The organism is Marinobacter daqiaonensis (genome assembly GCF_900115285.1).
Taxonomy (GTDB): domain Bacteria; phylum Pseudomonadota; class Gammaproteobacteria; order Pseudomonadales; family Oleiphilaceae; genus Marinobacter; species Marinobacter daqiaonensis.
Map to the genome: position 1 here is coordinate 1,958,928 of NZ_FOYW01000001.1, position 13,472 is coordinate 1,972,399.

Annotated in this window: 10 protein-coding genes; 1 reads left to right on the plus strand and 9 read right to left on the minus strand. The window is 60.2% G+C overall.

Features of this window, described 5'->3' with window-relative positions; genetic code table 11:
• Window positions 1–188: 188 nt before the first annotated feature.
• The 9 genes from BM346_RS08935 to BM346_RS08975 all read right to left on the minus strand — a co-directional run bounded on the left by BM346_RS08935 (window position 189) and on the right by BM346_RS08975 (window position 11,708).
• The gene (locus BM346_RS08935; protein WP_092011064.1) at window positions 189–1,184 is read right to left on the minus strand and encodes a branched-chain amino acid ABC transporter permease; all 996 of its coding nucleotides are present in this window, start codon (window positions 1,182–1,184) and stop codon (window positions 189–191) included.
• 2 nt (window positions 1,185–1,186) lie between these two features.
• Window positions 1,187–2,074, minus strand: a complete 888-nt coding sequence (locus BM346_RS08940) for a branched-chain amino acid ABC transporter permease (RefSeq protein ID WP_092011066.1) — start codon at window positions 2,072–2,074, stop codon at window positions 1,187–1,189.
• Between the two features lie 104 nt (window positions 2,075–2,178).
• Complete coding sequence (locus tag BM346_RS08945; protein ID WP_092011068.1) at window positions 2,179–3,393, minus strand: ABC transporter substrate-binding protein; 1,215 nt, start codon at window positions 3,391–3,393, stop codon at window positions 2,179–2,181.
• A gap of 74 nt (window positions 3,394–3,467) precedes the next feature.
• Window positions 3,468–4,190, minus strand: a complete 723-nt coding sequence (locus tag BM346_RS08950) for an ABC transporter ATP-binding protein (protein ID WP_092011070.1) — start codon at window positions 4,188–4,190, stop codon at window positions 3,468–3,470.
• Window positions 4,187–4,963: an ABC transporter ATP-binding protein gene (locus BM346_RS08955; protein ID WP_092011072.1), complete on the minus strand. Its 777-nt coding sequence runs from the start codon at window positions 4,961–4,963 to the stop codon at window positions 4,187–4,189. Before BM346_RS08955 ends, BM346_RS08950 begins: the two co-directional genes overlap by 4 nt.
• 208 nt (window positions 4,964–5,171) lie before the next feature.
• Complete coding sequence (locus BM346_RS08960) at window positions 5,172–5,588, minus strand: PaaI family thioesterase (protein WP_092011074.1); 417 nt, start codon at window positions 5,586–5,588, stop codon at window positions 5,172–5,174.
• A complete protein-coding gene (locus BM346_RS08965) occupies window positions 5,585–7,234 on the minus strand; it encodes an AMP-binding protein (protein ID WP_092011075.1) in 1,650 nt (549 codons plus the stop codon). Before BM346_RS08965 ends, BM346_RS08960 begins: the two co-directional genes overlap by 4 nt.
• Window positions 7,235–7,422: 188 nt before the next feature.
• Entirely contained in the window at window positions 7,423–10,617 is a 3,195-nt protein-coding gene (locus tag BM346_RS08970; protein ID WP_406812895.1) for an efflux RND transporter permease subunit, read from the minus strand.
• Between the two features lie 32 nt (window positions 10,618–10,649).
• Entirely contained in the window at window positions 10,650–11,708 is a 1,059-nt protein-coding gene (locus tag BM346_RS08975; RefSeq protein WP_227662841.1) for an efflux RND transporter periplasmic adaptor subunit, read from the minus strand.
• A 238-nt stretch (window positions 11,709–11,946) separates the two neighbouring features.
• On the opposite strand from BM346_RS08975, the gene mqo reads away from it, so the two are divergent.
• On the plus strand, window positions 11,947–13,464 hold the full coding sequence (gene mqo, locus BM346_RS08980; protein ID WP_092011100.1) for a malate dehydrogenase (quinone): 1,518 nt from the start codon (window positions 11,947–11,949) through the stop codon (window positions 13,462–13,464).
• Window positions 13,465–13,472: the final 8 nt, after the last annotated feature.

Consider the following 13,472-nt stretch of genomic DNA (forward strand, 5'->3'; position numbering starts at 1 on the left):
ACCGGTGATACTAATACCGGCCAGGCTCACCAGAACGAGGATGTACCCCCCAGGGCTGAAGAGCCTGGTCGGTTCCAGGCAAGGGTGCCTGCGCTGATCGTCTGTCGCGGAGCGATTGGGGGGAGTAACTGGCGGGGGACTTGCCGCTGAAGCCGTCCGTGGCCTCGGAGGTACTGCGGTGGCAACCGTCAACTCATATTTTTCCGCAGGAAGTTCTGGATCTCCCCCACAATCCCCGAGCGGAAGGTCATTACCGTAACCACAAAGATAGCGCCGAGGATGGGGTCCACCCAGTCGCCCAGCGGGCCCTGGGAGAGCTGATACTCGAGGTTGACCACGAAAGTGGCGCCGATCACCGGGCCCAATAGCGTCCCGGTGCCACCGAGCAGGGTCATGAGGATCACCTCGCCGGACATGTGCCAGTGGGCATCATTGAGGGAAGCCAGCTGGAACACCACGGTTTTCACCGAGCCGGCCAGGCCTGCCAGGCTGGCGGAAATCACGAAGGCCAGCAGCTTGTAGCGATCCACGTTATAGCCCAGGGAAATGGCCCTCGGTTCGTTCTGTTTGATGGCCTTGAGCACCTGGCCGAAGGGGGAGCCGACAATTCGCTGCACCAGAAGATAGCCACCGAGAAAGACTGCCAGCACGAAATAGTACATGGCGAAGTTATTACTCAGGTCCACCAGGCCGAACAGGTGGCCCCTCGGCACACCATGCAAGCCATCTTCGCCGCCGGTAAACGGGGCCTGCACGAACACGAAATAGACCAGCTGGGCCAGCGCCAGGGTGATCATGGCAAAGTAGATACCCTGCCGGCGAATTGCCACGATGCCGAATCCGAGCCCCAACAGGGTGGCCGTAGCGGTACCCACGATGATGCCCATTTCCGTTGTCAGTCCGGAAAAGTTCGAGAGCAGGTAGCCGGTGGTGTAGGAGCCGGCCGCCAGGAAGGCTGCATGCCCGAACGAGAGCAGTCCCGTGTAACCCAGCAGGAGGTTGAAGGCCACGGCGAACAGGGCGAAGCACAGGATTTTCATCAGGAAAACGGGGTACATGACCGTCGGTGCGAGCAGGAGCAACACCAGCAGCACCAGGTTGAGGATCTGCTTCTTGCGCTGTTCCGCCTTCTGTTGCCTGACGATACCCTGGTGGATGTCAGTCTGGGTGGTTGCGGTCGTCATGGCTATGCCTCCTTACCGAACAGGCCCGATGGGCGAATCAACAGGACGATCACCATCACCAGAAAGATCACGGCTGCCGAACCCTGGGGGTAAAATACTTTGGTGAGACCTTCCACAACCCCCATCAGCAGGCCAGTGATGACCGCGCCGGCGATGGAGCCCATACCGCCGATGACCACAACGGCAAACACCACGATAAGTATATTGGCGCCCATCACCGGAGATACCGAATAGATGGGGGCGGCCAGCACACCGGCGAAGGCAGCCAGCATGACGCCAAAACCGTAGGTCAGACTGATCAGCAAGGGCACATTGATACCGAAACCCTGCATCAGCTGGGAATCCTCCGTGCCTGCCCGCAGATAGGAGCCGAGCCGGGTTTTCTCAATCATGAACCAGGTACCGAAACACACCAGTAGGGCTGCGACGATAACCCAGGCACGATAATAGGGGAGAAACATGAAGCCGAGGTTCATCCCCCCCTTGAACACATCCGGCATGGAATACCTCAGGCCGGAAACACCATAAATATTGGTCAGCACACCCTGAATGATAAGAGCGATGCCGAAGGTCAGAAGCAGGCTGTATATATGGTCCTGCCCCGCAATACGTCGCAACAGGAAATACTCCAGGGCAATACCAAAGCAGCCCACAAGAATAGGTGCGAGAAAAAGTGCCACCCAGTAATTGATGCCGAAAGCATCAAACATCAGAACGGTGCAGAGGGCGCCGAGCATGTACATGGCACCGTGGGCAAAGTTGATAATTTTCAGCAGTCCGAATATGACCGCCAGGCCGAGGCTCAGCAGGGCGTAAAAGGCGCCGTTGATGACCCCGAGCATAAGCTGGCCGGACAGCACAGCCACGGGGACTCCCAGTATCATGGACATGTCGAGAACTCCAAAAGCAGCGCAGACGTTGTAACCGGGTGGTGAATCTGCAGTTTTCGGTGGTGTCCCCGCCACAATGGCGGGGACACCAGTCGGTCAGAACATCAGTTTTGGGTTACCAGATCGCACTTGCTCTCGGAGAGCGGACGGTAGGCTTCGTCGCCCGGGATGGTGCGAATGATCTTGTACAGGTCCCACTCGCCCTTGGATTCAGCCGGCGTCTTCACTTCTGCCAGGTACATATCGTGGACCATACGGCCATCCTCGCGGATGATGCCATTCTTGGCGAACATGTCGTTGATGGGTGTTTCCATCATCTGCTTGCGGACGGTCTGGGCATCGTCGGAACCCGTTGCCTTGACGGCATCCAGGTACTGCATGGTGCTGGAGTAGATACCCGCGTGCACCATGGTGGGACGAACGCCGGTCTCTTCCATGAAGCGGTCGGACCAGGCACGGGTTTCATCGTTCATATCCCAGTACCAACCCGTGGTGAGCTGGATGCCCTGTGCGGTTTCCGCGCCCAGTGCGTGAACATCGGTGAGGAACAGCAGCAGGGCTGCCAGGGTCTGACCGGACTGAGTGAGCCCGAACTCGTTGGCGGTCGTAATCGCATTGGTGGTATCCGCACCGGCATTCGCCAGGGCCACCACGTCAGCACCGGACGCCTGGGCCTGCAGGATGAAGGATGAAAAGTCAGACGTCGGGAAGGGGTGCCGCACGGTCTCGATGACTTTCCCGCCATTTTCCTCCACCACGCGGGTGACATCGCCTTCCAGAGCATGACCAAAGGCGTAATCGGCGGTAAGGATAAACCAGGTCTCCCCACCCTCTTTCACGACGGCACTGGCCGTACCGTTGGCCAGGGGATAGGTGTCATACACATAGTGAATGTGGTTGGGCGTGCAGTGTTCGTTGGTAATGCTGGACGCGGCAGAGCCGGAGATGATGCCCAGCCGGTCGTTCTCTTCCAGGATATTGCTGACAGCGATGGAGACCGAGGAGGCAACAAGGCCGCCAATCATGTCGACGTCTTCATTTTCCACCCAGCGCCGTGCCGTACTTGAGGCGGCGTCAGGGCTGTTGCGGTCATCGGCACTTACCACTTCGATCTTGGCGCCATTCACCTTGCCACCGAAGTCGGCGATGGCCATTTCCATGGCCTTCAGGCCGTTAGGACCTGCCAGGTCCCGGTAGGTACCGGACATATCGGCAAGGTAACCGATCTTGACGGTATTGTTGGAGATCTCGGCCTGGGCACCGCCCACCAGAAGGGCCGAGGCGATCGCTGAGGTCAGAAGCTTTTTCGTGATTGTCATTATTGTAACTCCGCTGCTGTCGTTGCGTTGGTTTTCGGGATTTGTTCTTGTTTTTGCACTCTCTGGCCCGGGCATCAAACGCCCAGGTACCTGTCCAGCACCGACTGCTTGCTCGCAAGGTCGCCAGCGCTGATTTCCTCCACAATCTGGCCGTGCTCCATCACGTAATGACGGTCTGCCAGGGGTGCGGCGAAATGGAAATTCTGTTCAACCAGAATAATGGTCAGTCCTTTTTCCTTGAGCCTGATCAGGACCTCGCCCAGCTTTTCTACAATGACCGGGGCCAGACCCTCAGTGATTTCATCCAGCAGCAGCATGTTGGCGCCCGTCCGGAGGATGCGGGCCATGGCCAGCATCTGCTGTTCACCACCGGAGAGCTTGGTGCCCTGACTGGTCCGACGCTCATACAGGTTCGGGAACATGGCGAAGATTTCTTCCAGCCCCATGCCGCCGCTTCTTACCACCGGCGGGAGCGTCAGGTTCTCCATGACGTTGAGTCCGGAAAAAATGCCCCGGTGTTCGGGGCAATATCCAACGCCCAACCTTGCAATGTGGTGAGGGGCACAGGACATCGTCTCCTCACCGTTGATCATGATCGAGCCGGTACGGCGGCCCACCATATTCATGATGGCTTTCAACGTGGTGCTTCGGCCGGCCCCGTTGCGACCCAGGAGGGTGACCAGCTCGCCCCGCTGGACCTCCATCTCAATGCCGTGGAGGATGTGGGACTCGCCGTAGAACGCGTGCAGTCCGGAAATCCGCAGCTGTTCGTACTCCTTGTGAGCAACCTGGCTCATTCCGCTTCCTCCTGCTTCTCGGTGGCTGCGCCACCCATGTATACCTCCCGCACGCGGGGGTCATCGGAAACCTGCTGGTAATTCCCCTCGGTCAGCACCGAGCCCTGGGCCAGCACAGTGACCCGGTCACAGAGCTTGCTGACGACGCCCAGATTATGTTCCACCATCAGTACGGTGCGGCCCTGGGCGGCCTTCCGGACCAGCTCCACCACCCGATCCACATCCTCACTGCCCATGCCCTGGGTGGGCTCATCCAGCAGCAGCAGCTCCGGCTCCATGGCCAGGGTGGTGGCCAGCTCCAGTGCCCGCTTGCGGCCATAGGCCAGCTCCACGGTTGTGGTATTGGCGTATTCCGTCAGACCCACACTGTCCAGCAGCTCCATACACCGCTCATTCAGCCTGTTGAGGGATTCGCCGGACTTCCAGAAGCGGAACGAATTGCCTTCAAAGCTTTGCAGGGCAACGCGGATGTTTTCCAGGGCGGTCATATGGGGAAAGACCGCGGAAATCTGGAATGAGCGGACCACGCCCTTCCGCGCGATGGCGGCAGGCTTCATGGCGGTAATGTCCTCGCCCTTGAAAAGGATCCTGCCCCGGGTGGGAATGAGAAACTTGGTAAGCAGGTTGAATACCGTGGTCTTGCCCGCGCCATTGGGGCCGATCAGGGCATGGATGTGCCCACGCTGCACCTTCAGGTTGACGTCGTTGACCGCGACAAAGCCCTTGAACTCCTTGACGAGGCTTTGGGTCTCCAGAACGAACGGGTCACTCATGGGGCATTCCACCTTTGTTATTGTTGTACATTTGAACTTTTCACAGAGTAGATTGACGTATACGTAAACGTCAATCAAAAAGTCGCGTTTTTTCGACCAATCTCTATGTCCGGGAAGTCGAGCGTTGACGACAGCACCCCACGGTGCCTGTGCCGCCGAAAACGCTCTTGCTCAACCCCCCCCCCGCACCGGAGGTCCCCCAGGTCCGTTATCGCGCCGCCGGAATGGCATAGATGCTGGTAGCATGAGCGACGGGCTCTTCCAGGCCTTCGGAGTGAATATACACCTCACCCACGGCACTGGTCCGGCCAATACGCAGCATGTTGGCCTTCGCCCGTATCGGGCTGTGGGCCACCGGCTTGCGCAGAAAGTTGATGTTCAGGTTGCTGGTGACGGCCAGGGGGACCAGGCCGATCTTGCCCAGTAGCGCGGCATAAACCGCGACGTCCGCCAGCGCCATCATGGCGGGACCGGAAACCGTGCCACCCGGGCGCAGATGTTCGTCGTCCACCTCCAGCTTCATTTCGGCCCAGCCATCCCCCAGGCCCTGCAGGGTTCCGTACCGGGCGCCCTGGGGGAAATGCTCGGCGAGGAAGGCCTGAAGTTCCTCGAAGGTGACGATCATCCGTGCACCTCCTCCTTGGCCTGGTTGCGCAGCACAAAACGCTGGATCTTGCCGCTGGGAGTTTTCGGCAGTTCATCCACAAACTCGATCTCCCGCGGGTAAGCGTGCGCCGACAGACGATGGCGGACCAGTTCCTGCAACTCCTCTTTCAGGGCATCCTCGCTTTCCGGTTCCTGCCCGCCCTTGATCACAACATAGGCCTTGATGATGGAACCACGCTTCTCGTCAGGCTTGGCCACCACACCGGACTCGGCAACGGCCTGGTGCTCCAGCAGGGTACTTTCCACATCCGCCGGGCCAACCCGGTAGCCGGCGGTGGTGATGATGTCGTCATCGCGGCCGCTGAAGGAAAAGCCGCCGTCACCATGGCTGATGACCATATCGCCGGTGAGGTAGTAGCCGTTCACAAACGGATCCTTCTCTCCCCAGGTATAGCCATCGAAGTGGAACAATGGCGAGGCCTCCACATCCACCGCCAGCTGGCCGACCTCGCCTGCCCCCACTTCCTCATTCCTTTCATTCAGTGCCACCACCCGGTGGCCCGGGGATGAATAGCCCATGGAGCCCGGGCGCACCGTGCTCTCGAGTCCGTGAAAATTGCAGCAGGTCATACCGGTTTCGGTCTGGCCATAATGGTCCTTGACCGAACAGAAATGGCGCTTTTCGATCCAGCTCACCACCTCCGGATTCAGCGGTTCCCCGGCGCTACTGGCGACCCGCAGGCCAAGGTTTTCACCCTCCGGCAGCACATGATCATGGGCCTTCAGCAGCCGGTAAGCCGTGGGCGCCGCCGCCAGATTGGTGATCCCGTATCTGCGGATCATGTCGTAGGTGGTTTCCGGGGTGAAGGCGCCCGGGTTGAAATGGGTCGCGTGCCCCATCAGCAGCGGGCCGATCACCGCGTAGTACAGGCCGTAGGCCCAGCCCGGATCAGCCACGTTCCAGAACACGTCGTCTTCCCGCAGGTCAATGGCGTATTTCATGTAAACATAGAACGCCAGCAACGCCTTGGCCGGTACCGCAACACCCTTGGATTTGCCCACGGTTCCGGAGGTGAACATCTGCAGGAAGGGGTCGCTACCCGTGATCAGCACCGGCTCGAACCGGTCGGACTGCTCTGCCAGAATGCTTTCGAAATCAGGAACATCGGCATCCACCGCCGAGGCATTCACACACACCACCGGCGCGCAATCCTTCACTTCGGTCAGCTTCGGGTAATTGGCCGGGTCGGTCACCACCAGTTGAGTGCCGGCACGCTCAAAGCGGTACTCGATGGCGCCGGGACCGAATGCGGTAAAGAGGGGCTGGTACACAGCGCCGGCGCGCAGGGTGCCGGCAATGACAATGAGCAGTTCCGGGGTACGGGGCAGCAGGGCAGCCACGCGGTCACCCTTGCCAATTCCCCGGGATGCCAGGTAATTCGCGAAGCGGGCGGACTTTTCCTTCAGCTCGGCAAAGGTGAGTTTGCCGGAACCACCATCCTCTTTCTCATAGTAGAGGGCGACCCGCTGGGGGTCTTCGGCCCACTTGTCACAGATTTCGGTGCAGACATTCAGGCCCGTCTCCAGATTGCCTTCCAGGATCTCGGCTTCGAGGCTGGCGGGATCGAAATTGTCATAGACCGACTGGTATTCCGGGAGGCTCATGGTCCTTTCCTTTTATTGTTGTCAACGAGTGCGTGATCAATTTTTAGCACATACTACAGTTTACGTAAAGGTAAAGTTAAGGACCATGACAGACCCGCAATAACCTCCCGCCCGGGTAGCAGGATCGGCCAGCTAACGGGAGTTTCAGAGCAGGGGTTTTTGCCTGTACCCAAGCCCGTATGAGCCGATCAAAGCCACTGGCGACGGGCCAGGACGTAATACAGCAGCGGCACCACCAGCAGCGTCAGGAGGGTGGACATGGCGAGACCGAAGATCAGTGAAATCGCCAGGCCATTGAATATCGGGTCATTCAGAATGAACCAGGCCCCCACCATCGCCGAAACGGCGGTAAGGGCGATGGGTTTGACCCGTACCGCTCCCGCCAGCATGACGGCCTGGTCGAGGTCCACGCCTTCAGACAGCAGCTGCCGGATAAAGACCACCAGCAGGATGGAATTGCGGACGATGATTCCGGCCAGGGCAATCATTCCGATCATGCTGGTGGCGGTAAACTCCCTGTCCAGCAGGGCGTGCCCTGGCATGATGCCTATCAGGGTGAGAGGAATCGGCGCCATTATCACCAGGGGCAGAAGATAGGAACGGAATTGGGCCACCAGCAACACGAAGATCATGAAGACACCCACGGAATATGCCAGGCCCATATCCCGGAAGGTCTCGTAGGTGATCTGCCACTCACCGTCCCATTTCAGGGAGCCCTGCTGGGGCAGATCCGGCTGACGGATGAAGAACTGCTCGGGGCCGTTCTCCCACTGGTCGAGGCGCTCCACCATCCGGAACATGCCGTATAGCGGCGAGTCCACATCCCCGGCCATGTCCGCGGTGACGTACGTGACCGGCAGGAGGTCCTTGTGGTACCGGGCTCCCATCCAGTCGGCCTCCCTGACCTCGGCGAAACTGCTGATCGGCACCAGTTCACCGCTGCCGCTGCGCAGTGACAGGGACAGCAGCCCGGATTTCTGGGCCTTGTCGCCCTCCTCCAGGATGACCCGGATCGGTACCGCGTATTTGGCACTGTCATCGTGGAGGTAACTGACGTTATCTCCTCCCAGCAACGTCGCCAGGGCTGACACCACCTGGGCCTGGGAAATCCCCAACCGGGCGGCCCGGTCGCGGTCCACCTCCACTTCCCAGCGCCGCGTCGGAGCCTCCAGGGTGGTGTCGATATCCACCAGACCCCCGACCCTGGCCATTTCTGCGGCCAGATTGGTGGCAAGTTCCGCACGGTGGGCCTCATCAATGGCGTAAACCTCCGCCACCACAGGGGAGAGGACGGGCGGACCGGGGGGAACCTCGACAATCTTGACAGCCGCGCCGTAGCGGTCTCCGATCTCCTTAAGAGGCGCTCGCAGAGCAAGCGCGATCTCATGGGACTGGCGGTCACGCTCGTCCTTGTCCGCCAGGTTTACCTGGATATCGCCATGGTAGGGCTCACCACGCCGATAATACTGACGTACCAGACCATTGAAGTTGATGGGTGAGGCGGTGCCGGCATAACTCTGCCAGTTGGCGACCTCGCCGACGGTTTCGAGGTGGGCGCCCATCTCCAGCAACACACGCTGGGTCTGCTCCATGGGTGTATGCTCGGGCATATCGACCACGACCTGAAGCTCCGACTTGTTATCAAATGGCAGCATCTTGAGGATAACGGCCAGAAACAGCGGCAGCGAAGCGGCAACCAGCGTGAGCCCGATCACAACCACAGCCAGCAGGCTCCTTCGCCAGAAGTGCCCGCCCAGAAAGGGGCCAAGAACCGTGCGGAATATCCGCATCATCAGAGTGCTGACGCCTGCAGCGGAGTTACTGGCCTCTTCCGCCTCCCCGGCCTGCTGCCCCTTTTTATGACGTAGCAGGCGCAGTGCGAGCCAGGGCGCCACCACGAAGGCGACAATCTGGGAGAACACCATGCCGGCAGAAGCGTTGATGGGAATCGGCTGCATGTACGGCCCCATGAGCCCGCTCACAAAAGCCATGGGTATCAGTGCCGCCATGATGGTCAGACTCGCCATGATGGTTGGCGTGCCCACTTCGTCCACTGCCAGCGGAATGATTTCTCTCACCGATCGGCGTGAATTCTGGATGCGGCGGTTGATGTTCTCGGTTATTACAATGCCGTCGTCAACCAAAATGCCGATGGAGAAGATCAGGGCAAAAAGCGAGACCCGGTTCAGGGTGAAACCCCAGGCCCAGGAAAAGACCAGGGTCAGCAGAAGCGTGATCAGTACGGCGGAGCCGACGATCAGTGCCTGACGCCAGCCCATGGCGGCCAGCACCAGCAATATGACGGACACGGTGGCCGACAGCAGGTCGGTAATCAACTGGCTGGCCTTGGCAGAAGCCGTCTTGCCATAGTCCCGGGTAACCACCACCTCCACGGTTTCCGGCAGGATCCAGCCCCGTAAAGTATCCAGGCGCGACTCTATGGCCGCGGCGATGTCGACCGCATTCTCACCGGATTTCTTTGCGATGGCGAGGGTAACCGCCGGGTAGAGTTCACCGGGCGCCCCGGCTCGCGTTTCCGCGTAAGCAGGCCCGAAGCCCATCATCACGCTCTGGTCGGCCACGGTTCCACCCCGGCTGATTTCGGCCACATCCGCCAGGAAAACCGCGGCGCCATTCTCCATGCCCACCACCAGCCGGCGCACTGCTTCAACGGATTCAAGGGGAGTGCCCGCCTGGACCGGTATCGACATGCCATCCTGGGTCACCCGCACTTCCTGGCTACTGGTGTTGGCTGCCTGCAGTGCTAGGCGAAGGTCTTCAACGGTCAGGCCGAACCCCTTGAGCAGGGCGGGATCGATGCGCACATCAACCCGGTCGGGAATCCCGCCCCGGGTGTAGATATCCCGGGTGCCGGGTATGCGTTTCAGTTCGACTTCGAGGGCGTGGGCCAGGCGCGTCAGCTCCTCGCCCCCATGACGGTTGTCGGGGTCGAAAAGCGTCAGGGTCATGATGGGCACGTCATCAATACCCCTGGGCTTGATCAGAGGTTCGGTAGCGCCCAGGTTCCGGGGCAGCCAGTCCCGGTTCGAGTAAATCTTGTTATAGAGCCGGACCAGGGCCTCCTGTCGCGGGATGCCCACTTCATACTCAACCGTAATGACAGCGCTGCCCTGGCGGGATACCGAGTAAACATGTTCTATTCCCCTGATCTCGCTCATCACCTGTTCAGCCGGAGTGGCAATAAGACTTTCCACCTCGCTGACACTGGCGCCGGGAAGGGCCACAAAGATGTCCGCCATGGTGACGTCGATCTGGGGCTCTTCCTCCTTCGGGGTAATGATGATGACCAGAATGCCCGCCAGCACGGCAAGCATCGCCAGCAAGGGCGTAAGTTTCGAGTCCTGGAATACCCGGGCTATCATGCCGGAGGGGCCGACCGGATTGTCTTCCTGGCTCACTCGTCGGCCTCCCGGGGATCGGCATGGTGGTCCCTGGCCGATCCGCCGCCCCCTTCCCCGGCCAGATCACCAGGATTGGTTACAACCTGCTCACCCTCGTCAAGCCCCGCCAGCACTTCGATCTGGCCATCACGCCGGACACCGGTGCGGATCTGCCGCAAACGGGGGCTGCCCTCCCGGTCGAGCACATACACTGCGCGGAGCTCGCTACGTTGAATCAGACTACTGGCGGGTATCCACAGGGCCTCCCGCTCCGCGACCGGAGCCTCGACCTTGACCAGCATTCCCGGATAGAGCGTTGCTTCGGGCTCCTCCAGGGCGAGCCGGAGCCGGAATGTGTGGGTGCGGGCGTCCGCATAGGGGTAGAAGGTCATCTCGCCGGTTCTGAGCACCCGGCCATCACCGAGGGTGACCCTCGTGCGACGCTCGGCCCTGACCTTGTCCACGTACATCTGCGGCAACTCCACGACAATCCGAAGCTGTTCAAGGGAGAGGCCACTGAGCAACGGTTGCCCGGGACTGACAGACTCACCCACCTCCACGTGGCGCGCCGTGAGAATGCCAGTGTAGGGTGCGATCACCGTGGTGTAGTCCAGCTGTTCCTGAGCCTCTTCCACGGCGGCCCGGGCCCGTTCCAGCCGTGCCCTGGCTGCTGCAAGATTGTTCTGGGCCTGATCAAATTCCTGTCGCGACACATAGCCCTGCTCATGCACTTCCTCGATCCTTCGGAACTGCTGCAGGGCATTCCTGTGATTGGCCTCCGCTTCCTGGAGGTTTCCCCTGGCCTGGTCGAGTCTCGCCTGTTGCTCGCTGTCTTCCAGCTTCACGATCAGTTCCCCCGCCTCCACCGAATCATCCACATCGTAGGGCAGGCGCTGCACCGTGCCGCTGGTCTGGGCGGAGACGGTGCTCTCCTGGACCGCTTCGATTACGCCATCGAGCCGGATGGTTTCACTGAGGGTTTCTCGGCGGACGGGCTCGGACTCCACATCGGCCAGGGCAGCAACAGGAAAACCCAGAATCATCACCAGGAAGAGCGCGACAGGATAAGGCATTTTCAGGACCTTCATTGTTCGCATAAGCTTATAACTTCATGCTATCACACACGGCAAAATTTTGAACCGCGCTCCTACTTTTGGCGGGTTCTCTCCTGCCTGCCATGACATTTTCCAACCTGCCAACCTTCACATCGTTTTTTACGAACATTCACTATCAATAAACCTGCTTTTTTCGACACCTCCCTTCGACTACCGTGGAAGCATCTTGCTGGGCACTATTTAAAGGGGGCAGAACATGGCGATTCACCACACTGACATTCTGATGATTGGCGGCGGAATAATGAGCGTTACCCTCGCCTCCCTGATCGCCCGTCTGGACAGCTCACGGTCCATTACCCTGGCCGAACAGTCCGGCCAGCTGGGCGAAGAGAGTTCCGATGCCTGGAACAACGCCGGCACCGGTCATGCCGGCTACTGTGAGCTCAATTATACGCCCCAGCAGGCGGACGGCTCCGTCGCAATCGACCGCGCCCTGGCGATCAACGAGCAGTTCGAGGTGTCACTGCAGTTCTGGAGTTCCCTCGTTGAGCGCAACGACCTTTCCCAGGCTGACGGATTCATTCGCAATGTGCCTCACCTGAGCTGGGTTCAGGGCAAGGAAGCGTGCCAGTTTTTGCAGAAGCGGCAGGCGGCACTTCAGTCCCATCCGCTGTTCGGAGCCATGGAGTTCACCAGCCGGCCCTCCACCCTCTCGGAATGGCTTCCGCTGATCATGGGACCACGATCATCCATCGTGCCCACGGCAGCCACCAGGGTTGCCCACGGCAGTGATGTGAATTTCGGATCGCTGACCCGGCAGCTTGGCCGCTCCCTGTCCCAGCGGGACAACACCGACATTCGCCTGAAAACCCGCGTAACCGGCCTGACCCGCAAAGGGAAGACCTGGCTTGTCACGCTTGAAGACCTTGAGTCCGGACAAACCACGGAGCTGTCAGCCAACTTCGTCTTTGTTGGTGCCGGTGGCGCCGCTCTCCACCTCTTGCAGAAGGCCCGTGTGCCGGAGGCCAAAGGCTACGGGGGCTTCCCGGTTTCCGGTCTCTGGCTGGCCTGCGAGGACCAGAATCTTGCCTCGGCTCACCACGCCAAGGTCTACAGCCAGGCACCCGTGGGGGCCCCGCCCATGTCGGTTCCTCACCTGGACACCCGATTCATTGATGGCAAACCCGCCCTGCTGTTTGGTCCCTTCGCCGGCTTCACCACCCGCTTCCTGAAATCCGGAAGCGTGCTCGACCTTGCGAAATCCATTCGGAGCCACAACCTGCGAAACCTGCTGGATGTCGCTGTCGGCAACTGGCCCCTGACACGCTATCTGATCAAGGAGGCGCTCAGCTCCAGGGATGCCCGCCTGGATCAGCTCCGTGGCTTCATGCCCGACCTGGAGCCCGAGAACTGGTATCTTCGCCCGGCGGGCCAGCGGGTCCAGATCATCAAAACCGATGACCGCAAACGGGGCAAGCTGGAATTCGGCACCGAAGTCCTGACCACGGCCGACCGGTCGATGGCCGCTTTGCTCGGCGCCTCGCCCGGAGCGTCCACCTGCGTTTCCGCCATGCTTGACGTGATCGAGCGCTGCATGCCGGAACTGGTCACCGGCAAAGGTCTGGAAACACTCCAGACACTGATTCCAAGCTATGGTCAGTCGCTGAAACACGATGGGATGCTGCTTGAGGACGTCCGCCGCTTCACGTCCTCCACCCTGGGACTGGCACCGACGGCCACCCAACGCGCCCCTGAACGAAGCATTTCCGCGTGACCGCGAAT

Coding starts and splice junctions, on each gene's coding strand:
- BM346_RS08935 (WP_092011064.1), bottom strand. CDS start 1,184: ATGACGACCGCAACCACCCAGACTGACATCCACCAGGGTATCGTCAGG.
- BM346_RS08975 (WP_227662841.1), bottom strand. CDS start 11,708: ATGCCTTATCCTGTCGCGCTCTTCCTGGTGATGATTCTGGGTTTTCCT.
- BM346_RS08965 (WP_092011075.1), bottom strand. CDS start 7,234: ATGAGCCTCCCGGAATACCAGTCGGTCTATGACAATTTCGATCCCGCC.
- BM346_RS08945 (WP_092011068.1), bottom strand. CDS start 3,393: ATGACAATCACGAAAAAGCTTCTGACCTCAGCGATCGCCTCGGCCCTT.
- BM346_RS08970 (WP_406812895.1), bottom strand. CDS start 10,617: ATGATAGCCCGGGTATTCCAGGACTCGAAACTTACGCCCTTGCTGGCG.
- BM346_RS08950 (WP_092011070.1), bottom strand. CDS start 4,190: ATGAGCCAGGTTGCTCACAAGGAGTACGAACAGCTGCGGATTTCCGGA.
- BM346_RS08940 (WP_092011066.1), bottom strand. CDS start 2,074: ATGTCCATGATACTGGGAGTCCCCGTGGCTGTGCTGTCCGGCCAGCTT.
- mqo (WP_092011100.1), top strand. CDS start 11,947: ATGGCGATTCACCACACTGACATTCTGATGATTGGCGGCGGAATAATG.
- BM346_RS08960 (WP_092011074.1), bottom strand. CDS start 5,588: ATGATCGTCACCTTCGAGGAACTTCAGGCCTTCCTCGCCGAGCATTTC.
- BM346_RS08955 (WP_092011072.1), bottom strand. CDS start 4,963: ATGAGTGACCCGTTCGTTCTGGAGACCCAAAGCCTCGTCAAGGAGTTC.